The following is a 24,969-nucleotide window of genomic DNA, read 5'->3' on the forward strand; positions in this document are numbered from 1 at the left end:
GGAAAAATACGGATCAGGGTATTGTTGACACTGCAAACATCATTGGGCAATCTATCGGAATTCAGATCAATTGCAATATTTTATTTCAAGGCCGTAAGGATTCCCGCCTTCAACCTTCAACCTTCAACCTTCAACCTTCAACCTTCAACCTTCAACCTTCAACCTTCAACCTGCCGCCTTCCGCCCTCACCCATCCGTCACCAGTGTCCCGATCAACTGTTTTACATCATCGAGGCCTTCATCCCGAAGCCACTTCTGCATGCCGTCGATGATATCCATGGTGCCGCCGGGGTTGACGAAATTGGCCGTTCCCACCTGGACGGCGGTGGCGCCCACCATCATGAACTCCAATGCATCCGTGGCGTTCATGATGCCGCCAACGCCGACGACGGGAATGCTTACCGCCCGGGACGCCTGCCAGACCATGCGCAGGGCAACGGGCTTGATCGCCGGGCCGGAGAGACCGCCGGTGACGTTGGCCAGCCGGGAGCGCCGCGAGGAGAGGTCCACGGCCATGCCGGTGATGGTGTTGATCAGCGACAGGGCGTCAGCCCCGGCCGCTTCGGCCACCTCAGCCATCAGGGCAATGTCGGTGACGTTGGGAGAAAGCTTGACCATCAGGTGCTTGGTGGTCTTCTCACGAACGGCGCTGACCACCTCCCGGGCAAGCGCCGGATCCGAGCCGAAGGCCACCCCCCCCTCTTTGACATTGGGGCAGGAAATGTTCACCTCCAGGCCCTTGACGGCATCGAGGGGTTCCATGCGCTCGGCCAGCCGCGCGTATTCCGCCACGGTTTTTCCATAAATATTGGCGATGGTGGGCGGGCAAAGGGTCTCTAAAAAAGGCAGTTTTTCCCGGATGAAGGCGTCGATGCCCACATTTTCCAGCCCGATGGCATTGAGCATGCCGCAATCGGTCTCGACGATGCGTGGAGGCGGGTTTCCCTTGGAGGGTTCCAGGGAAAGGCCCTTGACGATGATGCCGCCCAGGCGGTTCAGATCGATATAATGGTCGAACTCCCGGGCATAGCCGAAGGTGCCCGATGCGGTCATTACCGGATTTTGAAGTGTCAGTCCGCCGATATCGACGGTCAGGTCGGGTGAAATCATGTGGCTGTCTTTGCGTATATGGGGGATTGATCGGGCGTCCGCGAGGCCTGCCATTTTCGAAACACCGTATTGACACGGGCTTCCAGGTTGAGAACATACGCCGGTTCGGGTTGCCGAAGCCCGGCCTTGCCGTCCCACTCGTAGGCTTTGACCCGCTTCATCACGGCAGGGATATTCCCGGCCTCCGCCTCCAGCAGCGTTGTCACCATCTTGAAAAACCGGCGGCTCTGGGCGAGAGATTCAGTCATATGGCGACGGGCGTCACTGCCGGTGCAGGCGTATATGTGGCCCAGACACAAGGTCTCCACATCCAGTTCGGCCAGACGCTCCATGGACTGGTAGTGGACATCGTAATCCACAAGGCAATCGGTGACAATATAGCCGCTCTCATCCGGAGTTCCCAAGGCTTCGGAAGGCACCAGCAATTTACGACGGGGAATGCTGTAGGAGAGAAAATCCCAGGTATGACCGGGGGTTTCCATGACCCGGACGAAAACATCGGTTGAAATTTCGAAACGGTCGCCTTCCCCTGCCGTCACGTCTACATGGAAGGGCTCGAAGTCCGTGTTTCCCGGATCGACGCCAAGATCGGCTGCCAGTCCGGCTGCAAACCGGTTGAGATCGGATATCAGGGAAATGGCATTGGGCCGCCCGAACACACGGGCGGCCTTTTGCGAACAGACCACTTTCATCCGCGGGAATCGGGCTTTGAGGTAGGCCACGGCACCGCAATGGTCAAAATGGGAGTGGGTGAGAAAACACCACGCCGGCTGGCGGTTTCCTAAAATCCGCTGAACCTGCCGGACATATTCGGGCCCCAGAAAAGCCAGCCCGGCATCGAACAGGGCCGGACGGTCGCCATCCACGAGGAAAACGGGCATGGCCCGGTGTCCCACCATGTAAACGCCGCGGTCGATTTTGCCGATCCGGTCAACAATCACGTTTCCTCCACGGGCAGCGCATCTTCCATGCTGGTCTTTTCCGGCAGGCAGCCACCAGCGGGCGCTGAATACGGGGTAATATAGACGAGTCGTGATCATTGATCAACCCGGAGTTTCACCATGGTGGAGACGGTGCGCCTTCCACCGATCCATTATTTATGTTAAGATTTTGCCGTTGGCTGCGGGTTAAAAAATGGACCAGAGGCCTTGGGTTCCGATCAAAAAGGCCGATATCAGGTTAAACGAAAACCCAAAACCACCTGACCTGAAACGAGACATCAGGGCGTCATTTCCTGAACAGGGAAATTGGCCGTTTCCGGAATGACGCAACCTGACCACGCAACCTTTACCCCCGACCGGGAAAACCAATGGATATCAGCGTTCAATACTGGCACTGGCTGGTGGTGGGGATGATCCTCATCATGGCAGAAATTTTCGTTCCCAGTTTCACCATCTTCTGGTTCGGGCTGGGAGGCCTGGTGGTGGCCGGCCTGATGCTGGTCTTTTCCGGCATCAGCTTCACCTGGCAGCTTTTCATCTGGGCCATCGCCTCGTGCGGATTCACATTTCTGTGGTTCAAATTTATCCGGCCGAAGATGACCGATCGGACCCGGGCGGGAATCTCCCGTGAAGCCGCCATCGGCGAAACCGGCCAGGTGATCAGAAAACCGGAACCCGGAAGGAGGGGGATGGTGCGTTTTTCGACCCCGCTTCTGGGCTCGGAAGAGTGGCCGTTCATTTGTGACTCGCCTGTGGATGTCGGCGACCGGGTGAGTGTCGTTGATATTTCCGGCAATGCGCTGGTGGTTAAAAACGCATGAGGGTTAAAGCAGAACCCCATTTCCACGGGGTTGCCAATTCAACGTTGAGAGGTTGCCTTCAAGGCACAGGGAGGAAAGCATGGAAGGATTGATCATAGTTGCAGTATTTGTCGTGCTGGTGATCGTAACGCTTGTACTGGGCGTTCGCATTGTGCCCCAGGGCAGCAAGCACGTCGTTCAGCGGCTGGGCAAGTACCAGAAGACATTAGGCCCGGGCCTTAATATCATCATCCCGTACATCGACTCGGTGTCCCATAAAGTAACCACCAAGGACATTGTACTGGACATCCCCTCCCAAGAGGTCATCACCCGGGACAATGCGGTAATCATCGCCAATGCCGTTGCCTACATCAACATCATTTCCCCGGAAAAAGCCGTATACGGCGTTGAGAATTACCAGATCGCCATCCAGAACCTGGTGCAGACCTCCCTGCGCTCCATCGTTGGAGAAATGGACCTGGATGACGCGCTTTCCTCCCGTGACCAGATCAAGGCCAAACTCAAGGCCGCCATTTCAGACGACATTGCCGACTGGGGCATCACCATGAAAACCGTCGAGATCCAGGACATCAACCCATCGCAGACCATGCAGGCCGCCATGGAAGAACAGGCTGCCGCCGAGCGCCAGCGTCGGGCTGCGGTCACCCGGGCCGAAGGTGAGAAGGCCGCTGCCGTTCTGGAAGCCGAAGGCCGCCTGGAAGCCTCCAAGCGCGACGCCAAGGCCAAGGTCGTGCTGGCCGAAGCCAGCCAGCTTGCCATCCAGAAGGTTACCGAGGCCATCGGTGCCAACGAGATCCCCGTGATGTACCTCATCGGCGAGAAGTATGTAGATTCCCTGAAGAAACTGGCCACGTCAGAAAACGCCAAGGTGGTTCTGATGCCGGCTGAAATTCCGACGGCAATCAGGGGCATTCTGGGCGGGGCCAGATAGATCGGGCTCTCGAAATCAACGATCACATTTAATATCCCAAAGGCCTTTTAAACCAAAAGCCCTGAAACCGTTCAGCGCCGCTTTCAGTGAAAACGACATGTGCCCCCACAGCAGCACCGCGCAAGCGCCAATTTGGATAAGGACGACGGACCATGAAACTGTTTGGTAAAGCCAACCCCGCCGATGTTGATCCGGCAACGCTGGAAAAAGAGATCGCCGACACCCGTGAGCGTTTGAACGTATTTTTGGAGAGCATCCGGGCCCTGTTCCTGTTCGTGCGTGAATATACCCTGGACATCACTGAAATCAATGCCGACGGATTCAAAAAACAATTGGAAACCCTGCAGGAAAAATTTCAGGCGGATGAGAAAACCAAAACCATAGCGACCCAGTTCGATCGGCAAAAAGGAAAGATTTTAGACCATATCCAGCGGCAGAAAACCTACATCGGCGAACGCGAAACCGAATTCAGGGAGATCATCGACCTGATGACCGCTGCGATGGGCGGACTGGACAACGATAATCGTGATTTTTACAGCAGCATCCGCACCCAGGGCGAACGCTTCGAAGAGATCACCCTGCTGGATGACATCAAGCGGATCAAGAGTGAACTTGTCCGTGAGGTGGACAACATGCGTACCATGGTCAGGGAAAAGGAAGATCTGGACCAAAAAACCCTTGATGCCCTTTCCAGCCAGGTGGACGTTTTGAAAAAAGAACTGGACAAGGCCAGGCATACGGCAAGCACCGACGGTCTGACCGGCGTCAACAACCGCAAGGCACTGGATGACCATCTGCGGCGACTGGTCGAACGCAACACCGTCACCCGGGCACCCTTCTCCCTGCTGATGATGGACCTGGATGATTTCAAGCAGCTTAACGACACATACGGCCATACTGTAGGCGATCGGATGCTGATGGCCTTTACCGAAAAATGCCGTGCAGCAGTACGAAGCGATGATTTTCTGGCCCGTTACGGTGGGGAGGAGTTCACCCTGATCCTGCCCGGCGCGTCCCTTCGAAATGCCTCAAAAAAAGCCAAACAGCTCTGCCGGTCCATTGCAGCGGCCAAATATGCCGCAGACGATTCCCCGAGGGCAGAGGTGGTGACCGTTACGGTCAGCATCGGCGTCAGCACCTACCGAAAAGGCGACACGGTAAAAAGCCTGGTGGAGCGGGCTGACCAATGTCTCTACAATGCCAAAGCCGCCGGCAAAAACAGGGTGGTGGCCGAAAACGCATTGTAAACGGAACCTCGACGGCGTCCACCGGCATTTACATTGAACGGTCTTCCCTTATCTTAATGAAGTTCAATGAGTTTGGTGATAAAAGGAGAATACGGCGGCATGCTCCCATCTCATCCACATTTGCAGCACCTTTCTGCCATCCTGAGCGGGAAGGCTGCCCCGCATCAGCGGCGCCCCCTGACTGAAAAAAGGCTTCTACCCTTTCTCGATTCCATGGCGTTGGATCGGGTGCACATCAGCAGGACGGATTGGCAGGGCCACAGGGTTCATGCAATGCTATGCCGTTGGACGGATCTCAGGCCGGCGGTCAGAGCGGTGTTGTCCAGCTATGTCGTCGATAAATGGAATGCAGGAACCGGCCCCATGGCAGAAATTCCGTCCAGCAGTGACACCGCCGAACCATTGCCGGCTGGAGGACCCGTCATGCCGGTAAAACAGCCCCAACCGGCACCCCCCGGAAACACCGCCGCGACGCTACCGTCCCGCCCCTTTCATACCACAGAACCGGTGTCCCCCCGTGACTGGTTCGACCGATTCACGGACTGGGTGGCCGCCGTGGTTTCCCTTTTACAATGATTCAAGGAGGATCGACAATATGGCCAACCCGACGCAGACGGTTGACAATCTGATGAAAGTGTCCGTGAAGGTCCGGCCCGGGACGATATCGTCTGATGACCACCGGGATATTCCCTTTGTATTTATTTACGGGGTCGGCCCGGCGGGTATCACCCCGTTCGAAAAAGCCCTGTTCGGCAAGGGTATCGGCGACCGGGTGCAATTCGACATGATGTTTTCCGATTACAGGGAAACCATTGGCCACCTCGAAGCCCCGCTGCGGGAACAAACCGGCATCCGATCCCCTGCATCGCTTGATGTCACCGTTACCGGAATTGTCCGGGCAACGGACCGTGATGTGGTCAAAGCCATGGCGGCCGGCGGCAGTTGCGGGGATTGCGGCTGCGGCTGCGGAGGGCATTAGCGCCTTCATATAATGGCCCGGAGGCCGGTCATTGCCGGATGGTCACTTTCTTTATAAGCTTGATTTGTTTATGGGAAACCCTTATATCTACTGGTGTTTCTGATGCCATGATCGACTATCTTTCCCGACGTGCCAGTCTGTTGACCGGAGACATCCATGTATCGTGACAACTACATTACCGCCCTTCGCACCGAACTGCTGGAGATGGTTTCCGAGCAACTGACGCCAGTGGCCATGCGTTACGGATACAGCGAAGTGCCTCTCGAGACCAATATCAAATGGCGGCCCCAGGTCCTGGTGCTGGGCAACTATTCGTCGGGTAAATCTACCCTGATCAATGAATTGTTGGGAATTGAAATCCAGGGTACCGGACAGGCGCCCACCGATGATTCCTTCACGGTTATCACATACGAAGAAAGTGAAAGTGCCGATGGCCCGATCCGGGTCATCGACCAGCGCGACGGCAAGTTTCTGCTCAACGATCCCGAATATCCTTTCGAGACCCTGAAGAAACACGGCCAGCGATTCGCATCCCATTTCAAGCTGAAAAAAATCAACTCGCCTTTTCTCAAGAACCTGGCCATCATCGATACACCGGGAATGCTGGACAGCATCACCGAACGGGACCGGGGCTATAACTATCAGGATGTTATCGGTGATCTGGCGCAAATTGCCGATCTGGTGCTGGTGCTTTTCGACCCCCACAAGGCCGGCACCGTCCGCGAAGCCCATACCAGCCTGAGGGACACCCTGCCGGCCAAAACATTCGAAGATCGGGTGCTATACGTGCTCAACCGTATCGACGAATGCGCCTCCATGACGGACCTGCTGCGCGTCTACGGCACCCTGTGCTGGAATCTGTCCCAGATTACGGGCCGCAAGGACATCCCCATGATCCATCTGACTTACTCACCCGTTGCCGCAGAAAAAAGCGGCCGGTCGGATGACCCCCAGGCCGCTTATCTCCATTATCTGGAAAACCAGCGGGAAGACCTCAAAAAAGCGGTGCTTCAGGCCCCCTGTCATCGGTTGGACAACCTGGCATCCTTTGTTGAAACCCACGGTGAACGGCTTTGCCACTTCCTGGAGGGCATGATCAGCTTCCGCAAAAAAGCGCGCCTGTTCCTGGTGAAGTCATTTATCACCGGATTGGCCCTGTCCCTGGTCGGTGGGGCTGCCGGTTGGATGGGGCTCATGGGGCTGCCGGCATTTGCCGGTCTTGACCCGGTGTTGCAGATCACCGGTGCCGGTTTGTTGGGCACCGTCTTTCTCATTTTCTGGCTCGCCATGGTGCAAAAATACCTGTATTCGCGGTTTTTGAAAAAATGGCTGCGGCAGTTGGACCGCCTGACCCCGCTTCCCAACCAGACCCGCCGTGACAGTTGGGCGTCAATCCGGGACCTGCTCTACGTCAACCTGAAAAACACCAGCGGCAGGTATTCCCTGTCCCGGGTGCTGGGCGAACACGCCACCGTCAAACAGATCCACGACAGGGGGTCCAGGGAGATTCGTGAAGCCCTGAAGGAACTGGCCGGCATCGGTATGGATGAGGATGCGTGGGAAGAAAATGGCGCCGGACCGGTTCCCTACTGGGCCAATGCGGATGCGGCCCTGGACGGCCGGTAACCTTTGAGCCAGGCCAAAAACCCTGCCCCCTCCAGGCGTTTGTCAGCAAGGGGCTGACACGAACCCTTGACGCGCCGATCATCCATAGTATGATTAATGATCGACATCACCGTGAACACGTCCCCATTTCACCGTCATTGGGGGAGCCCCATGGCTGACCCAAGCTGCTTTCCGGTCATCCCCGGTCCGCCAGGAGAGAATCACCCCCGGGCACGGACGCCTTCCCCATGACGAATGCACCGACAAGGAGACAAGAAATGAACCACTTCAACCCGGAACAGGCCCTGTCTGAAACCCGCAGAGAGTTTGGTGAACACGGCGGGGTAACCCCGTCCATTTCCCGTTCCTCTACCTTTACCGTAATCGATCCGGAGACCATGCCGGAAATTTTCGGTGGCATCCGCGGCCCGCAGCAGGGAGGCTGCTTTCTCTATAGCCGGCATTTCAATCCTACGGTGGACATTCTGGCGCGTTACCTGGCGGCCATGGAAGGAACCGAATTTGCCGTGTGTACTGCCAGCGGAATGTCGGCCATCTCCTGCGCCCTGCTTCAGCTTTGCCGGAACGGTGACCACATCGTTTCCAGCGATACGATCTATGGCGGTACCCATGCACTCCTGGAAGATCTGCTGCCCCAGCTCGGCATCACCACCACCTTTGTGGACCCCACCGATACAGACGCATTTAAAAAGGCTATCACACCGAAAACCCGTGTGCTCTACACAGAAGTCCTCGGCAACCCCACATTGAAAATCGCCGACATCCGGGCCTTGTCCAAACTGGCCAGAGCAGAGGGGCTTTCCCTGGTCGTGGACAATACCTTCGCGCCCATGATGATTTCCCCGGCACACCTGGGTGCGGATGTGGTGGTCTATTCCATGACCAAATATATCAACGGAGCCAGCGACCTGGTGGCCGGCGCCATATGCACCACCAAGGCAATGGTTCACCAGTTGATGGATCTTCATACGGGCAGGGTCATGCTGCTGGGGCCCACCATGGACCCCCGCATGGCCTATGATATCATTCAGCGCCTGCCCCACCTGGCCCTGCGGATGCGCGAACACTCGCGCCGGGCGCTGGCCGTCTGCCGACGGCTTGAGGAACTGGGCGTGGCGGTGGTCTATCCCGGACTGGATTCCTTTGCCCAGCACGACCTGGCAACCGGCCTGATCAACAGGGGCTATGGGTACGGCGGCATGTTCACCGTCGACTGCGGCACCCGGGATCGGGCCGACGACCTGCTCGATGAACTGCAGAACAAAGAGGATTTCGGCTACATTGCCGTATCCCTGGGTTATTTCGACACCCTGATGTCCTGCTCCGGTGCGAGCACCTCGTCGGAAATCAGCCCTGACGACCAGAAGAAAATGGGACTGTCTCCCGGATTGGTCCGTCTGTCCATCGGTTACACGGGCAGCCTGGAAAAACGGATCGAACAAATGGAACGGGCCGTCACAGCGGTTGGCCTGACCAACAAATAAGCAGGGACAGGATCTTGTTTTGACGGCAGGCGGGAAACCGACATCCGAAGCATGGCGGACAGCGGCGCTGACCCTGATCCAAAGCGAGTCGACCCTGACGCTGGCCACGGCCGGGCAATCCGGCCCCTGGTCAGCACCGGTCTATTTTGTCTGCCTCGACGGGCGTTTCTTCTTTTTTTCCTCACCGGAAAGCCGCCATATCCGGCAGGCAACCACTGCAGGAGAAGCATCCGCATCGCTGTTTCACCAGGCGGATACATGGCAGGATCTTCGCGGCATTCAAATGGCCGGAACCATAGAGCGGATTCGGTCCGTTTCCCTGTCAATGAAAGTCCTCGCCACCTATTTGAAACGATTCCCCTTCACCCGGAGTTTTTTTCCTGAAAATACGCCTCCGGACCTGGATACTTTTTTCTCGACGTTCAAGGCGCGGCTTTACGCCTTTACGCCTGCGGATATGTATTACGTCGACAATCGCTTCGGGTTCGGCAGCCGATATCGAGTCTGCTGGAAGGCAGGCACCCCCGCTATAGGCCGTTGCGGCGATTGACCCGAACAGGACAGTTTCACCCGTCTGAGCGGACCGTTGTGATTCATGTCAAGGGTTTCTTCACTGCCAAAATCCAATAGATGTGCCGATGTTACCGTTTCGTCAACCGATCTGTTTTTCAAAAACAAGCCCGCTTCACGTTTTGCGGAGTCCTTTTTCCTCTCTGAAGCAGTCCCTGCCCGATCCCATGGGGAAGTCGGTGAGCAACCGGATGCTGTGAGTTGTAAGGCTGCCATTATATCTTGACCTCCCCACAGCTGGTTTGATAACAAGCAAATGTTCATTTTTACCGGTCCGCCGCAAACCGCACCAATGTTGGAAATAAACGGGTCGATTTTCCGGAAACAGGTTAATATGAACACGACCATGGCGTTTAACCATCCACTCCAACCAACATATGCGAAAGGAGTCAAAAATGCCCAATTTTCTGTTCGTGCTCAGCAAGGATGACAACGAAGCCGCCACCCGCTGTTTCCAATTTGCCAAAATCGCCCATTCCAAAGGCCACCACGTGGATATGTTTTTCATCGATAGCGGTGTCACCTGGGCCGACAAAAACCGGGATCACAGCATAACCACCGCCACCGGAGACTGCCCCGGCGACTACCTGCCCTACCTGGTGGAAAACGAGGTCAAAACCGGTATCTGCACCCCTTGCGCCAAAAACAGGAATATTGATGAAGCCAGCTTTTATCCCAACATGCAATTGGACGGGGGGCCCCACCTGATCGACATGGCGGCTGAAGCCAAGGTGTTCAATTTCTGATCATATCAAGAAGAATAGCTTTGGGACGACTGCCGCCCCTGGCTGACAGGTGAGGCGGCAGTCCTGACTGGAAAAGGCTGGCTGGCGCCGGCAGAAAAAGAGCCTGCGTCAAGGAAAAAGGACGCTATTTTTGATACTGGGCATTAAAGCTTTCTACTTTTTTAGTATATTCGGACAGTTGTTCTTCGTACTGGACAATCTTGACGTTCAAGGCGGCAACCTTTTGGCGATAAGCCTCTGTTTCTTCTGAAGTTGCCCCTTTTTTCGGCGCAGCGGCCTGAAGACGCGTTCGTTCATTCTGAAGCGCCGTATAGTCCTTGTTCAGAACCGTCTGCATTCGATCGAGCTCTTCCTTTTTTAGAGAGATTTCCTCCTGCCAGGTACCGGCGAAAGACCTGGCGGTGTTCTCCGGCGGGGCCACGGACCCGGATGTATCGATTTTTTTCCGGTTTCCTGCGGTTTCCCCTGGAAGCGGATGGCTTTGGGTCGATTCGTAGGTTTCAACACGCGGCCGCTGGTCAGGCGGCACGCCGGACAGATCGTCGGTAAATCGCAATACCCCGTTCTGGTCGGTATACCTGTAATATTCACCAAAAACCGGGGTTGCCAACCAGACAACCACCCCTGCCAGCAGTAAATTCCTGGTCCACTTCCACATTCTCTTCACCTTGATCAATGGGGCTCATCGGTAAGTTTGACCAGCGACACAACTTCTCCGGCCGGGTTGAGTTTGGCCCCCACGTGGTCCCACTTTTGGATTCCGGAAGCCTTTACGCCGCTTGAAAGGGACAACACACGGTCGCCAATGATGATTCGGTCGCTTTCAACCAGGTTCAATGTCCCGACGACATCAAAATAATCCTGGGCGCGGATGTTGGCCTCAGGGGAATTTAATTCCAGGATGGGCGTGATGCTTCTGATCGACACGCCCTTGTCGGCGGCAAGGCAACCGGAAACCATCCAGGTGCCCGCAACCACCACGCCGATTAGGCAGAAAGTGACCGTTTTAAGGGTGTTGTATTTGAACGCCATTTGACTATCTCCTTTGTTGATTATCCATCGGGTCACGGCCGCTGCGTTACTGCCCGATGACCCGCCAGAAAAACATTCCCGGCAGATTCTGCAAGATCTCCACCTGCTCGATGTTGCCCTCCGCATCCTGCCGATAGCCGTCGCCACTGATGATCAGCAGGTCGTACAGGATTTTGGGATCCGGATGCCATTGGGGCGGCACCGGTTCTCCGTCGACGATAATCGTATCGTTTTTATCGATTTTCCCGTCTCCGTTCACGTCATAGACCGGATCCTTGTAATGACCGCCCGTACAGGCGCTTACCGTATAGGTTCCCGAACTGCCCCCGGCGGTACACGGCGAGCTCGACGGGATCGTCGACATCAAAATCGCGGCGCCTTTAGTCAAGGTGGGCTGAAGCAGCATCCGTTCACCGCTCTCCGGAAGGTCAATATGCCACCCCATGTGAAGGCCTTCACCATCCATGCCTTCGAAAGGATTGAACCACTGTGGTTGATGGTCGGTCAGTACGCCCCACTCCGTGTCCTTGTATTCGAACTCCTGTTCCAGCAAGGTGATCCCGGTGTCCATATTGGACAACGACCGGTCCGCGTTAAACGTTCCCAGGTACTTGGATTCGGCCACATCGGCCCCTTCCTCGGCCTCCCATATCAGGCCCCAGTCCCAGATGCCGTAAAATGACTGGGTGGTGGTATCGGTAAAATCGGCGACATTCAGATATTGGCCGGTCCCGAAAATCACCATCAAGCCGCGGCCTTCCTCGAGCAGCACACAATCCAGCATCACTTCCGGTGCGGCGGTGATGGGTTGAATCTGGCCGCTGGGGTTTTTCACTGTTATCAGCGGTTTGGGATCGTCGTCGCCATCCTGGTAGGAAAACTTCCAGTCCGTTACATCTTCGCCACGCAGGTCGAGTTTCCACATATTGCCCTTCAAATCCCCGGCAAATGCATAGTCCAAGTACCCATCCAACTGGACATCAACCAGGGCCGGCGTGGAAAGGCCGTTACACCCCCCCACCCCGGTGTCGAATTTTTTGACCAGGCTTCCCGTGAGCGCATCAAGCACGTATAGGACGGCGTTTCCGGAGCCGTCATTGTCGTACCCGTTGCCGAAAACCACGACGTGGCCGGCCGCTTTCGTCTTTACGATAAACGCCTTGCTGAAAGAGTAGCCCATGTCGGTGTCGGTAAATTCCCACAGGACATCGGCGGCGTCCATTTCATCGGGCTGGGTCACATCCAGGGCAAAATAGCCCTTGCCGCCCTTGCCCAGTCCGCAGACCAGCACATCCTGGGTGTTCACTTTGGCAACGACCGCGGTGTTGTCCACATAATACTTGTGGCTGTACCCCGGGTCGGCCAGATTGCCGAGATGATCGTATACCAGGCCGGGCACATAGGCGAACAATTCCGTGCCGTCGCTGCTGTTGAAGGCGTGCAGCATCCCGTCGTTGGCCCCGATATAAACCACGTTCTTGAAATAGGTGGGTGCGGAATGCACGATATCCCCGATGGGATGGGTTCGATTGCGCAGGGAACCGCCCTCGGAAACGCTGTTGGAGGTGTCGCCCCGGATAAAATCAACGATCTGGGCAGCCGTGGCACCCGTGGGCTCAGCATCTGTCAGGGCAGTCTTCTGGCTGTCGGTCAGGTTGTCAACATGGAAAACAATGCCCGTGCTGCCGTTATGGGAAAGGATCGTGCGATCGCCCCAATCGGGCATCTGGTCGCTGGCGCGCCATACCGGATCTCCGATGGCCCCGGTGGTCACGTTCAGCGGCAGGGCCGACACTTCGCCGTACCAGTTGGCGGTATTATAGGTTCCCTGGTAGATCACCGAGCCCACGCTGAGCTGGATGGAGTTGGTGGCCAGGGCCGCCGACGCCCCCAACCGGCTTTCAATGTTCTTTTTCAGCGCCTGGAGCGCCTCGTTAAGCTCGGCCGTGTTGCCGGCGGAGAGATAAACGCCACGCCCGTTGATGGCGGCATGGAACATGTCGTCGATTTTTTTGGAATCCGAGTCGGGGCTCGGCCAGCTGTCCGGGCAGGTGCCCAGGGGGCAATCCTTGTAAAGGTCGATGTCCAAGGTACCGGTGACCCCGAAGGCCAGGGTGTAGGTCACCATGTGCTGATGACCTGCCGGGTCCTCCGATGTGATGGGCACATCGTCATCAAGGGGGTCGTTGAGGTCGGTCTCAAAGTAGTGCATGGCCACATCCGCCAGGGTATCGCTGGAATCGTCCCCGAAAGGGTCACCGTCAAAATCGGTATTGTTGTTGCCATCCGCATTGCTCACCCCGGGAGAAGTCGTGCCGTTATAATACCCGTCGGAGAAAATAATGGTGAAGGCCTGCTGGCAGGTCCCGCCCTTGTCCTCGTTGAAAAACGGATAGGTCGCACTGCTGGTGTAGCTGGGGAAAGAGGTGGTCGGCTTCATATAATCCCCCTGAAAAAACCGGCCGGCTCGTTTAAGCCCGTCCCTCAACGGTGTTCCACCACTGCTGTAGAGCTCATACAATTCATCCAGCAGCGTGTCGGATTCATCGGTGAAGGTGCCATCCAGATTCACCCGAACCGGTCGGACACGCTGCTGGGTCATATTCCCATTGAGGGAAAAAATGCCGATGAAGACCCCGTCCATGGAGTCGATCACATTGGCGATGGCGTTTTTGGCCGTCAGTTCCCGGCGCCGGTAAAACGAATACCAGTTGGCGAAATTCTGGATTTCTTCATCGTAGGACCGGTCGTTTCTCATTTCGTCCAGGGCGGTAATTTCATCATCATGATCACCGGCCCTTAACCGTGTCAGTTTTTCTGCGGTGACCACTTCCCGGATGGCCGTGGAATCGTCCAAGGCGACCCGGTAGTATTCAATACTGCCATCGATCAGGTTGACCAGATAGGTCCCGGTGTCGTTTTGCACGTAATAGTGGCGCCGCATGATATCGCTAACCGCAGGCCGAGCGGGAACGAATTTCACGGCATCGGCAAAAAGCTGATAATTTGAGTTGTTATTATCGATTCCGTATTGCGAGTCGCCATAGTCGGTTGTTTCCTCAAATCTGACAATTCCGGTACCCGATGAAAAACTCACACTCGAGGCGATCGGTGCCCAGTAATCGGTATACAGATCAGGATCCTGATGCTGGTCGAGGCTGGCGTCATCTAATTTGCCCGAACCGACGGAACCATCGACGGAGCCATCATAGGTTGAATAGGTGACAGTTTGGCGCAGGTAGTAGGTGCGATCGTAAGTCCCATTCCACGGCAATCTGGCATATACGTCGTATTCAGTTTCCGAATCCAGGCTATCAGCTGTCCAAGTGGCCGAATAGGTTGCGTTGCCACCGATATTCAACAAAAAATTTGATCCATAGTCAGATGTCGAAAACGTATAGTCATTCCAGACGCCGGTTGAGTCAAAGCCGGGATCCGTGTTGTCCACCACCACGCCGGAGTTCTCCATCGGATGCCAAACCGCGTTCATGTTCAACGTGTTCCCGCTGACCACGGGGTTGGACCGGGGATTGTCGACATCGGCATCATCGAGATTCGGCCAGGGGGTGTATTCGGTGGCCGGGTCGTAGTACATCCCGTTGTAGCCCGACCACTGGGACATCCACATCATTCTTTTGGTGGTGTTGTTTTCCAGAACCGAACTGTACCAGAAGCCGGTATAGGCATGATCGCCCGGGTTGGGGAAAATGTAATATTCCTCGTCAAACACCCCATGGGTTTCGGACGGCGGGCACATCATGCTCCAGTCCATGCTGCCGGAATCATCGATGACAAACATGATCATGCCCGGGGCCGGCTGCTCCATGGATTCCAGGGGAACATCCGCAAGGTCCATGCATGACGCCGCATCGGCTGCCCGGTATCCGCCTGACAGTGCAACCAGGCAGGCCCCCGCCAGGGCCGCCATGATCAGTTTGAATGCATATGTCTTCCTGCAAGTCATAGATGTTTTCATACCTGTCCTGCCTTTCGATATTCGGTTGGTCGGGCGGCCCATTGTACCTGCCTGCAATCAACGGGTGCCGCCGAACGAAAATGCTACCACATTCTTTTCACGCCGATTTCCATGCGCATCAAACCGTTTCCGTTTCCATCGCCCCCCGCATCCAGGGAGACATATTCTCCTAAAATCCGGCCTTGGTGCCACACAGGCTTTCCCATTGACATGCTTTCGCTGCCGCTGGTGCCCAGATCCACAACCTCCCACCCCACGACGGCATACCGCAGGTTGTCATTCAGGTCTTCGCCCCGGTCGGCGAGGATCGGCAGAGAGTCCGCGACGTTTGAATTGGCTGCATTCAGACACCGTTGGGTGAACGTACTTTCGTACCAGATGGTATTGATGAACTCTTCGGGGTCACCGACGCTCGGAGGGTCATTGTTTACGTCGTTGATCCAAACCGACAGCGCCGGGGTGAAATTGTCCGGATCGTTATCGGGGATCTGCAGAAATTCCTGCAGCCCCCTCATGAGGGACGAGTCCAAAAGGCTGGCATTCTGCTTGTAGATGCCCACATTGCGGATGATAGAATTTTCTGTGATCACCGTGTTGGAAGCCACGATTCCAATCACCGTCATGATGGCCAGCACCATCAGGACCAGGACCATCACGGAACCGTTCTCGTTGCTCAACAGGCGATTTGTCACACCGTTTCCGGGCCGGCCAATTTTCAGTTTTCTTCTCGGTATTCGCATTCACAAACCTCTGGAAAAAAAATTCAAAGCGGATGGCAGTCTCATTCCGGTTGTTATTTACTGGATTCCGGTGGCGGCCCATGTTTTGATAAATTGCACCTCGGCGATGGTATCGTCAGGTGGATTGCCGCCCAATGGGGTCACTGCAAGGGTAATTCGTTTGCATACCGTGTATGTGCCTGCCGGAACCCCCGCAAGCACCGTTGCGTTCTGCTGGTTGATGGGATCATCGTCCCAGACCCGCCAGTGCACGGTGTAACGACCACTAAGGTCAACTGCCGTGTGAGTGCCGGCGACCAGATCGGCGGGATGATTCACCGGCGGGTCATCCGCATAAAAGGGCATGGCCTTGAGCAGGGCCACCTGCTCATCAGCGATGGTCCAGGCTTCGGTTTTACGGGCGACATCGCCGGTTGCCATCAGGGATCGGGCCTGGAGCGCGCCCACGGCCAGCAGGCCGATCGAAAAAATGGCGATGGCGATGAGCACTTCAATCAGCGTGAACCCGGAGTCTTTTTTGGAAAAATGCGTGGGAGCCATGTCTGAACCACTCCTTCTCGTCGGGCGGTTAGTTGTTCAGGTTGTAACAATTGATCGTGGTGGTCAGCAGAAGCCGTCTGAACGAATCGTTCTGGGCTGCAAGAATTTCATCCCCCTGCTGGTTCTGGTAAGCCGTGGCATCGGTAAAGGAATGCAGTAATCCACCTGACTCACGGCCGGAACGGGCCACCACGGTCAACTGGATGCTGCGGATCTCGTCAACTGCGGCCGTTATATTTCCGTCTTCATCGAGGTAGACAAAATCCAGGGCATCCACGTTGCGGGCCAGGGGCTGCAATGTCCCGCCGGAACCGTCGGCGGCCGTCCCGGTGGCCCGGCCCAGGTTCTGGCTGCCGGTGCCGTCGGTGTACAACGCGTAGCGAACGCGTTCATTGGGGTCATCCGCCGCGCCGTCCGGTTGGAAACTGGCGCCGTCTCCGATGTCCATGACGAAACTGAACTCGCCGGCGTCGGCGATCAGGACCCCCGCATCAGCCGTTCTTAAGGGGTCGCAACCGGCCGTCTGGATCTCGTGGATCATGATTTCCAGTGCCGCCCGGGCCGTCTGGTTCATATCCGTCAGGACCTCCTGGGTATTCTTACCGCGCACCTGAAGTTGATAGGCGGAAACCACCGCGGCCATGACAATCGATGCGATGACCATGGCCACGAGCAGTTCTATAAGCGTAAACCCTTGATTTCCTTTATGTTTCATAGCCTTTGGGACCTCTTGAATGATGGACATTACTGAATCCTTGAACTGCCGACGATAGAGACGATAATATCCCGGGACAATCCGTTGAAGTGCTGGACGGTCACGGTCAGGTTGTTGGCCATGCCACGGTTGTTAAACGTCAATTGCCCGCCACCATTGGCAGTGACCGTAACCCCCCGCGCAAGTCGATGCGTATTCAACGGTCCCAGCACCGGTGATCCGGCCACTATACGCCGGGTCTGGGTATCGAAGGTGTTGGTTCCGTTAAAAATGACATTCGCCGGCAGATTGGTTTTGATCGCGGCCATGCGCGTACCCTCTATGGCCCCTTTGACTTCACGGACGGCGGCATTGAAATGCGCGTTATTTCGCCAGGCAATGGCATTGGGTGTCGCGATGGCGACCAAAAGACCGATAATGGCAATGGTCACCATTAATTCCATCAAGGTAAACCCGGACCGGCGATTCCTCATCCCCCCCACTTTTTCCCGAAGGATGGAATGCCGCCTGGCTGTTTGGCAGTCATCAAATTTGAAAACGGAATCAGGCTGCATCAAAGTTCCCCCATGCTTGGTTTATTCACTATGAAAACAATTTTTATGCCACATTTAAAAGTCCAACGTCACCGGGAGGTACAATTAAGGCTATGCGCTTTATTTGCAGTATGTTAAAGATTATTTAACTCACGATGGTGATAAGATGTATTGGACTGCAGCCATATCAATTGTTAAATTTTTTTAAGGCATCACCGGGCAGCTATTAAATTTTTTAAGACTTTTATCCATCTGCCTCCGAGAGTCCCTCGGAGATAAAATTGAGAAAGTGTGTTCTATCACCAAACAATCGAATCTCAACATCGATCGCTACCAACGCCACAGGCCAGCGCGTCTCGCCTTCAATTTTTACAAAATCCTTGTAAGTGGTGGCCACCACATCCGCATCTGTTTTTCTGGCCGTTTCGGCGATCCGTTTTAAATCGCCGGAACCATATCGGTGGTGATCTGGAAAGGAAAACGCATGAACGAGCTCGCAGCCAGCCTGTTTCAATGAGTGAAAAAACTGCCGGTTGTCCGCCAGGCCTGAAAAGGCAACTGTTTTTCTGCCCTTCAAGGCGGACAGATCCATCGGTTCACGGAAAAGGGCCCCATCGCCCGGCTCGGCCCTTCTGATCACCGGGATATGGTCCGTATAGAAAACGGGCCGAGAGACAGGCAAGGCCCCCCGACCGGAAGGCAGTCCGTCGTCCTGGCAACGCGTATAAACAATCGCATGCGCCCGCTTCAACGCCGACAGCGGTTCTCTCAACAGTCCCCGTGGAAGCAGACGACCGTTTGCAAACGGAGAGCGGCTGTCCAGGAGCACCAGGTTGAGATCTCTTTTCAATCGCAGATGCTGAAAGGCATCATCGAGCACGATGACATCCGGTTGAAAACGCTTCACGGCCATCATGCCGGAATCGAACCGGCGTCTTCCAACGACAACGGGGATTCCCTTCAACAGACCTGCCATCAGGAAAGGTTCATCCCCGGCATTTTCAGGGCCTTGTAAAACGGTCTCGGCATCACTGACAATGCCACCAGCGTCTTCCATTCGGCCCCGATATCCCCTGCTGATCACAACCACACGAAATCCAAGATCCCTGATGCATTGTGCGACCATAATCGTCATGGGCGTCTTTCCCGTTCCGCCGGCGATCAGATTGCCGATAGACACAACCCGGCAGGGCAGGGTTTCGGATGGAAGCACACCTTTTCGATACAGGAGGGCACGGATGCCCATCACCCCGCCATACAGGATGGAAAGAACCGACAGCGCCGTTTCAAGGGAAAAAAACGGCGCCGGGAGGTTTCCCTTTGCCGCGGATTCGATGCGGCATCTGAGCCGTTCGAGGTCGTCTTTGAGTCTGTTCATGGATCCGGGTCTATTTTGCCATACGGGGTCAGGGGTGGATGTCACTTCCGATAACCGCCAAGGTTCGCTCCACGGCGCCCCTGTTTTTGATAAACACGTCTCTGGCCCGCTGCCCGACACGACGATTGGCATCCCGGTTGACCATCAGATGCCCTGCCTGTCCGGCAAGTTGATGCGCATCGTCCACACGGATGGCACCGCCTTCGTTTTCGAGGGTTTGACAAATCCAGCGAAAATCGCTGGTGTGAGGACCGAATAAGATCGGCTTGGCCACCGAGGCGGGCTCCAGGGGATTATGGCCTCCCGCGTCAACCAGGCTTCCCCCGACAAAGGCGACGTCGGCCAGGGCATAGAGCTGGCGAAGGACTCCAATCCTGTCGATCACCACGACCGCAGAAGGCGAGGGCTGCCTTTCGATCTGCCCCATGGTCCTGGCATCCACACCGGAACGCCTGAAGATGCTGCACACGGCAATCGCCCGCCCCGGATCTCTCGGAACGACAATCAGCACCGCATCGATGCCTGTTGCCCGAAGGCTGCGATAGGCATCGGACAATACCGCTTCCTCCCCTTGATGGGTGCTGCCGGCCACCCATACCGGCGCACTTTCCGAGAGACACAATCCTTCAGAAAGCCGATTCAGGTCTTCGGCGGAAACACTGACGGGTGCCTGGTCGAATTTGATATTGCCCACCGTGGCCAGTTTTTTTTCAGAAACGCCGAGTTCAAGAAAACGGAACCGGTCCGAATCCGTCTGGACACAGATACGCTCGAATAGGGACAGCAGGGGGGACATGAGAAAACCGATGCGTTTATATCCGCGAAACGACCCGTCCGAGAGCCGGGCGTTTACCAGGTGAACGGGTATTTTGCATCGATTCAGGCTATAGAGGAAATTCGGCCAGATGTCTGTTTCCACGATCACCACCAGCCTTGGGCCAACAACCGTCAGCGCCCGTCTCACGGAAAATGGGGTATCATAAGGGAAATGCCTGATCGCGGCCACGTGGGGGGCCATCACACGGGTGGCCATCTCGTAACCGGTCTGGGTGGACGCCGTAAAGACCAGCCGATGGCCACCAATTTTTTGGGCCAACGCTTTCACCAGCGGTTCTGCCGAGAGTACTTCTCCTACGGAAAGGGCATGGATCCAGACCGGCCCCCCAGCGTCCCCGGAAGCCGTATCGTTTCGGGGGAGCGCCTCCATGAACAGCCGTTTTAAAAAGGTGCGACGATGCTTTTTTCTAAACCCCACCACCGGGACCCAGATCGGCCACAACAGTAGAATCGCTACCACCATGACAACGTTGTAGCCGATAATCATCAAACGTCCTCTATCGCTATAAAAACAGTGTGCCGCGCCCTGGCCGGTCAATGGGCATTGAGTATTAAAAAACCGGCAACACTGAAAAAAACAATGTTGGCAACCCACGCTGCCACTACAGGAGGCATCATTTCAGCATAACCCAGGGAAAGGCAGAAGCTGTTGAAAATCCAGTAAAGAAAGGCGATCCCCAATCCATAGGTGATGCTCACCGGCATCCCCTCGCGCAACTTGCCGCGAAGGGCGATCCCTGTTCCCAGCACACTGAGAAACAGGCACACAAAGGGCGCGGCAATCTTGCCGTGATAATCCACCCGAAAGCGAACGGCACCGTACCCTTCCCGCTCCACCTTTTCGATATACCGGCCCAATTCGGCCAACCCCATTTCATCGGATCGTTTGGCGGCCCGGGCCAGATCATCGGGATTCAGATCGATCTCGACAGTCAGCGTATCCAGGGACCTCAGTTGGTGACCGCCGTCATTTTCATCAAAGGCCTGTTCGACGACATCCTTAAGGCGCCACTGCCCGTTTATAAATTCACCGGATTGGGCATCAATCCGATTGATCAGCCTGAATTGGTCATCAAAGGTATGCATTGCAATGCGCGAAATACGTTTTTTATCGGGCTGATAACTTTTAATGTGGATAATCTGCCGGGAGGCGCGCATCCAGATGTCATTGGTTTTGGAAGCGAAGATATTTTTTTTCTTCACCTCCTGAAGCCAGATCTGGTTGGCCTTGACCATAAAAACCGGCGCAAGCATTTCGGCAACCACGAACAGCAGACACCCAAAAACAAGGCCGAGTACCAGGGCCGGTTTCAGCAGCCGGGTTTTACCGATGCCGCAGCTTTTCAAAGCGATGACTTCGTTGTTTTTGCTCATCAGTCCCAGTGCGACAAGGATGGACAATAAAAATCCAACGGGCGCAATCTGAACCAAAATAAACGGCAGCTTGTACAGCAGATAGACGACACACCGGCTGGCGGAAACGCCCGCCTCCATGAAATTATCTATTTTTTCGATAAAATCGACCGCCAGATAGATACTCAGCACGGCAACCAATACAATGGAGAAGCAGATGAGAATTTCCCGGGTGACGTAGCGGTAGAGAATCGTCATTTTTTACCCGCCCATTTTATCGCCCTTGCCACTATCGGGTCCAGCCATCTGAATAACGATGGCTTCTCCCTTGCCGACCGAACCAGGAGATAGGTGCCGAATCCGCCAAGCGTCAAGTTCGGCACCCACATACCAAGCGCCGGCGGATATTTTCCGTTTTCTCCGAAGGCCGTGCCGATGGACATGAGCAGGTAGTACAGCAAGAAAAAGAAAAGCCCCAGTCCGATGCCGAACGCCTTCTGGGAATTTTTGGTCTGAACACCAAGCGGCAGGGCCAGCAGCCCCATGGCAATGCAGGCCACGGGAATGGCAAATTTTTTCTGCAGCTGCAGGGAGGCGCCGAAAAACCGTTCTTTATCCGTTCTTTTGACCTGATGCATATAGGCTTTAAGCTCGGCGGCGGTCATTTCCTTGGGACCTTTCTCCCCTGTTCCCGGGCTGGTCATGGCGGCTTTTATATCCAATCGGATATCATAGGTCTCAAAATGGATGACATGGGAAGAACGATCTTTCATGTCCATCTGGTTGATGGTTCCTTCAAAGAGTCTCAGATGGTAAATCATGTTCTTCGGGTCGCCGACGATCCGCCCTGTTTTGGCGACCACGGTATTGTTCACTTCCTTGTTCCGGTGGTCTTCGATGAACACGCTGTGCAATTCGCCGTTGTGGGGGTCTATCTTATTGACATAAAGCATGATCTTGTCAAAACTGTCGTTGAAGGTACGCGCCTTCAAACCGACATTCAGGTTGGCTGTAGCGACATTGAAAAGCAGTGTTTTGAAGCGGGACGAACCATGGGGAACGCCGAAGAGGGTCATGTACCCGGTCAGCAGGGTTCCTATCAGGCTGAATGCCAAAACCGGCGCCAACAGCCGGTATACGCTCACGCCTCCGGCCTTGAGCGCCATGATTTCGTTATCGCCGGACAACCTCAAAAGGGTCATCAGCACGGCCATCATCACGGACATGGGAATCACATACTGAAGAAAATAGGGCATCGTATAAACCAGCAGCAGGCAGACCGGTCCGACACCGACTTTATGATTGACGATCATATCGGTGATATCGAGGATTTGTTTCATTAAAAAAATGAAGGAGAAGAAGGCCAGGTTGATAAAAAATGGCGGCAGCATCTCCAGAAACAGGTATCGGTTGATTATAGAAAATGGATTGTACAATTCACGGCCCTATTCACGAAAAAAAATTTACCGGAATGGATTTCAGATATTGTCGTGTGGGGATGAGGGTTTATCTTTTTCATGCAGGATGGCGTCACTTTCATCGTCCCCATCCGGTTCAACAGTCTCTTCTTCAGTCTGCCCGTCACCCTCAAGATCGTTGTCGTTTTCTTCCATGGAAGCTCACCTTTTCATTTGATGAAGGCGCGTTCACGCCCCCTGCTCATGGCCAGGGGACGAACCTGAAAATGACCCTCGGCGATTACATGTCCTGCCGGATCCATGCCGATGCCTGCGCCATAAGACAACCCGGAAAAGTCAATTGCCATTGACTGTCCAAACGGTTAGACGCCCATCATCGCCGGCCGAAAATGGACCCCAGCACACCTCGGATAATCTGTCGGCCGATACTGCTGCCGATGGAACGCGCCGCACTTTTCATCATGGCTTCTCCGGCGGTCTGCCGGCGGCGACCGCCGGATGAGGACCGTCGCTGTGCCTGCCGTTGTTGTTTCTCCGCTTCTATTTCTTTAAGACGCCGGCTCTCTGCTGCCCGGGCAGCCTCGGCCCGCTGTTTGAGCATTTCGTAGGCGGACTGCCGATCCAATGAATCGTCATAACGGCCTCTTATGGGGGACCGCTGCACGACCGCCGACCGCTCGTCGGCCGAGAGCGGTCCGATGCGGCCTTGCGGCGGTGCGATGAGGGTTTGCCGGACCGGTTGGGGCCGGCCGTCATCACCCATTACCGATACCAGAGCTTCTCCGATGCCCAGGGTGGTTACCCTGTCGGCCGTCTTAAACTGTGGGTTGGGAACAAACGACGCGGCCACGGCCCGGATGGTTTTCTGGTCTTTGGGCGTGAAGGCCCGCAGGGCATGCTGGACTTTCAGTCCCAGTTGGCCCAGCACGTTATCCGGCAAGTCCATGGGGTTTTGGGTAATAAAATAGACGCCCACCCCTTTGGACCGGATCAAACGAACCACCTGTTCAATTTTGGCCAGCAGTGTTTTCGGCGCTCCGGAAAAAAGCAGATGCGCTTCGTCGAAAAAAAGCGCCAGTCTCGGCACGGGCGGATCCCCCGCCTCGGGAAGCTGCTCGAACAATTCGGCCAGCAGCCATAATAAAAAGGCCGCGTACAGGCGTGGCGCCTGATGGATCAATCGGCTGGCATCGAAGAGACTCACGACGCCGCGGCCGGAAAAATCCGTGTGCATTAAATCGGCCAGCTGCAGTGCCGGCTCGCCGAAAAAACGCTCGGCCCCCTGCTCTTCCAGCACCAGCAGGCGCCGCTGGATGGCGCCAAGGCTGGCAGCGCTGATATTGCCGTAATCCGACCGCAGGGACCCGGCATGTTCTCCCATCCAGGCCAGCAGCGCCCGAAGGTCTTTCAGGTCCAGCAATAGCAGCCCCTGATCGTCGGCCAGATCGAATCCGGCGTAAAGCACCCCGGTCTGAGTGTCGTTAAGTTCAAGCAGATTGGCCAGGAGCAACGGTCCCATTTCCGATATGGTGGTGCGCACCGGATGGCCGTTTTTCCCATCCATGTCCCAGAACAGGGTGGGACAGGGTTGCTGACGGTAGCCGGGCAGGGGAATGCTTGCCAGCCGTGCCTCTATTTTGGGATGGGGTGATCCTGCTGCGGCAATTCCCGACAGGTCGCCCTTTACGTCCACGGCAAATACCGGTGTGCCCATCAGGGAAAAGCCCTCGGCCAGGGTTTGCAGGGTTACCGTTTTACCGGTACCGGTGGCACCGGCAACCAGGCCGTGTCGATTGCACATGCGGCCGGATTGGCCAACCAGCTGTCCGTTGGCGCCGCCGATGGTCAATACTGTCTGCTTCATGGAGGCCTCCGTTTGCATGTCGCACAATTACTCAAATCGGGACGGCATGGAACATACCCGGACATGGCGATTTTGAATAAGATTTTTTATCTTACGGCATCCGTCGGAAAAAGAAAATGGAAAAACAG

At 55.6% G+C, this 24,969-nt stretch carries 25 protein-coding genes; 9 read left to right on the forward strand and 16 right to left on the reverse strand.

Annotated features, from left to right (window positions below):
- Window positions 1-186: 186 nt before the first annotated feature.
- Entirely contained in the window at window positions 187-1,110 is a 924-nt protein-coding gene (locus DSCA_RS06970; protein ID WP_155315738.1) for a dihydroorotate dehydrogenase, read from the reverse strand.
- Window positions 1,107-2,051 carry an MBL fold metallo-hydrolase gene (locus tag DSCA_RS06975; protein ID WP_167527647.1) on the reverse strand — a complete coding sequence of 315 codons (945 nt, stop codon included), beginning with the start codon at window positions 2,049-2,051 and terminating at the stop codon, window positions 1,107-1,109. The genes DSCA_RS06970 and DSCA_RS06975 overlap by 4 nt, the downstream gene beginning before the upstream one ends.
- 368 nt (window positions 2,052-2,419) lie before the next feature.
- Here DSCA_RS06975 and DSCA_RS06980 point away from each other — a divergent pair, with 368 nt between their 5' ends.
- The 9 genes from DSCA_RS06980 (at window position 2,420) to DSCA_RS07020 (ending at window position 10,455) form a co-directional block, all read left to right on the forward strand.
- Window positions 2,420-2,872: an NfeD family protein gene (locus tag DSCA_RS06980; protein WP_155315740.1), complete on the forward strand. Its 453-nt coding sequence runs from the start codon at window positions 2,420-2,422 to the stop codon at window positions 2,870-2,872.
- Between the two features lie 79 nt (window positions 2,873-2,951).
- The gene (locus tag DSCA_RS06985; RefSeq protein ID WP_155315741.1) at window positions 2,952-3,803 is read left to right on the forward strand and encodes an SPFH domain-containing protein; all 852 of its coding nucleotides are present in this window, start codon (window positions 2,952-2,954) and stop codon (window positions 3,801-3,803) included.
- A 152-nt stretch (window positions 3,804-3,955) separates the two neighbouring features.
- Entirely contained in the window at window positions 3,956-5,050 is a 1,095-nt protein-coding gene (locus DSCA_RS06990) for a GGDEF domain-containing protein (RefSeq protein WP_155315742.1), read from the forward strand.
- 363 nt (window positions 5,051-5,413) lie between these two features.
- Window positions 5,414-5,626, forward strand: coding sequence for a hypothetical protein (locus DSCA_RS06995; RefSeq protein WP_155315743.1), 213 nt, complete (start codon window positions 5,414-5,416; stop codon window positions 5,624-5,626).
- Between the two features lie 19 nt (window positions 5,627-5,645).
- Window positions 5,646-6,029 (forward strand): hypothetical protein, encoded by a 384-nt coding sequence (locus tag DSCA_RS07000; protein ID WP_155315744.1) that lies wholly within the window; start codon window positions 5,646-5,648, stop codon window positions 6,027-6,029.
- Window positions 6,030-6,185: 156 nt separating this feature from the next.
- Window positions 6,186-7,655 (forward strand): dynamin family protein, encoded by a 1,470-nt coding sequence (locus tag DSCA_RS07005; protein ID WP_155315745.1) that lies wholly within the window; start codon window positions 6,186-6,188, stop codon window positions 7,653-7,655.
- Window positions 7,656-7,912: 257 nt separating this feature from the next.
- Window positions 7,913-9,139 (forward strand): aminotransferase class I/II-fold pyridoxal phosphate-dependent enzyme, encoded by a 1,227-nt coding sequence (locus DSCA_RS07010; protein WP_155315746.1) that lies wholly within the window; start codon window positions 7,913-7,915, stop codon window positions 9,137-9,139.
- 19 nt (window positions 9,140-9,158) lie between these two features.
- Window positions 9,159-9,689 (forward strand): pyridoxamine 5'-phosphate oxidase family protein, encoded by a 531-nt coding sequence (locus tag DSCA_RS07015; protein WP_155315747.1) that lies wholly within the window; start codon window positions 9,159-9,161, stop codon window positions 9,687-9,689.
- Between the two features lie 415 nt (window positions 9,690-10,104).
- Window positions 10,105-10,455, forward strand: coding sequence for a DsrE family protein (locus DSCA_RS07020; protein WP_155315748.1), 351 nt, complete (start codon window positions 10,105-10,107; stop codon window positions 10,453-10,455).
- A gap of 124 nt (window positions 10,456-10,579) precedes the next feature.
- On the opposite strand, the gene DSCA_RS07025 is transcribed toward DSCA_RS07020, so the two are convergent.
- The 14 genes from DSCA_RS07025 to DSCA_RS07085 all read right to left on the reverse strand — a co-directional run bounded on the left by DSCA_RS07025 (window position 10,580) and on the right by DSCA_RS07085 (window position 24,841).
- Window positions 10,580-11,113: a DUF4124 domain-containing protein gene (locus DSCA_RS07025; RefSeq protein ID WP_155315749.1), complete on the reverse strand. Its 534-nt coding sequence runs from the start codon at window positions 11,111-11,113 to the stop codon at window positions 10,580-10,582.
- Between the two features lie 14 nt (window positions 11,114-11,127).
- The gene (locus tag DSCA_RS07030) at window positions 11,128-11,487 is read right to left on the reverse strand and encodes a hypothetical protein (protein ID WP_155315750.1); all 360 of its coding nucleotides are present in this window, start codon (window positions 11,485-11,487) and stop codon (window positions 11,128-11,130) included.
- A 46-nt stretch (window positions 11,488-11,533) separates the two neighbouring features.
- Complete coding sequence (locus tag DSCA_RS07035) at window positions 11,534-15,463, reverse strand: PilC/PilY family type IV pilus protein (protein WP_167527648.1); 3,930 nt, start codon at window positions 15,461-15,463, stop codon at window positions 11,534-11,536.
- Between the two features lie 83 nt (window positions 15,464-15,546).
- Complete coding sequence (locus tag DSCA_RS07040; protein ID WP_155315752.1) at window positions 15,547-16,155, reverse strand: hypothetical protein; 609 nt, start codon at window positions 16,153-16,155, stop codon at window positions 15,547-15,549.
- Between the two features lie 105 nt (window positions 16,156-16,260).
- Complete coding sequence (locus DSCA_RS07045) at window positions 16,261-16,743, reverse strand: type IV pilus modification PilV family protein (RefSeq protein ID WP_155315753.1); 483 nt, start codon at window positions 16,741-16,743, stop codon at window positions 16,261-16,263.
- A 28-nt stretch (window positions 16,744-16,771) separates the two neighbouring features.
- Window positions 16,772-17,458: a prepilin-type N-terminal cleavage/methylation domain-containing protein gene (locus DSCA_RS07050; protein ID WP_167527649.1), complete on the reverse strand. Its 687-nt coding sequence runs from the start codon at window positions 17,456-17,458 to the stop codon at window positions 16,772-16,774.
- A 29-nt stretch (window positions 17,459-17,487) separates the two neighbouring features.
- Window positions 17,488-18,012, reverse strand: coding sequence for a pilus assembly FimT family protein (locus DSCA_RS07055; protein ID WP_155315755.1), 525 nt, complete (start codon window positions 18,010-18,012; stop codon window positions 17,488-17,490).
- 223 nt (window positions 18,013-18,235) lie between these two features.
- Window positions 18,236-19,369: a tetraacyldisaccharide 4'-kinase gene (gene lpxK, locus DSCA_RS07060; RefSeq protein WP_167527651.1), complete on the reverse strand. Its 1,134-nt coding sequence runs from the start codon at window positions 19,367-19,369 to the stop codon at window positions 18,236-18,238.
- Window positions 19,370-19,397: 28 nt separating this feature from the next.
- Entirely contained in the window at window positions 19,398-20,693 is a 1,296-nt protein-coding gene (locus tag DSCA_RS07065) for a 3-deoxy-D-manno-octulosonic acid transferase (protein ID WP_155315757.1), read from the reverse strand.
- Between the two features lie 47 nt (window positions 20,694-20,740).
- The gene (gene lptG / locus DSCA_RS07070; protein WP_155315758.1) at window positions 20,741-21,817 is read right to left on the reverse strand and encodes an LPS export ABC transporter permease LptG; all 1,077 of its coding nucleotides are present in this window, start codon (window positions 21,815-21,817) and stop codon (window positions 20,741-20,743) included.
- Window positions 21,814-22,995: an LPS export ABC transporter permease LptF gene (gene lptF / locus DSCA_RS07075; protein WP_231716405.1), complete on the reverse strand. Its 1,182-nt coding sequence runs from the start codon at window positions 22,993-22,995 to the stop codon at window positions 21,814-21,816. The genes lptG and lptF overlap by 4 nt, the downstream gene beginning before the upstream one ends.
- A 42-nt stretch (window positions 22,996-23,037) precedes the next feature.
- Complete coding sequence (locus DSCA_RS32910) at window positions 23,038-23,172, reverse strand: hypothetical protein (RefSeq protein WP_269434652.1); 135 nt, start codon at window positions 23,170-23,172, stop codon at window positions 23,038-23,040.
- A 14-nt stretch (window positions 23,173-23,186) separates the two neighbouring features.
- Window positions 23,187-23,324 carry a hypothetical protein gene (locus DSCA_RS07080; RefSeq protein WP_155315759.1) on the reverse strand — a complete coding sequence of 46 codons (138 nt, stop codon included), beginning with the start codon at window positions 23,322-23,324 and terminating at the stop codon, window positions 23,187-23,189.
- 26 nt (window positions 23,325-23,350) lie between these two features.
- Window positions 23,351-24,841, reverse strand: coding sequence for a helicase HerA-like domain-containing protein (locus DSCA_RS07085; RefSeq protein WP_155315760.1), 1,491 nt, complete (start codon window positions 24,839-24,841; stop codon window positions 23,351-23,353).
- Window positions 24,842-24,969 lie beyond the last annotated feature (128 nt).

Source organism: Desulfosarcina alkanivorans, assembly GCF_009688945.1.
GTDB lineage: Bacteria > Desulfobacterota > Desulfobacteria > Desulfobacterales > Desulfosarcinaceae > Desulfosarcina > Desulfosarcina alkanivorans.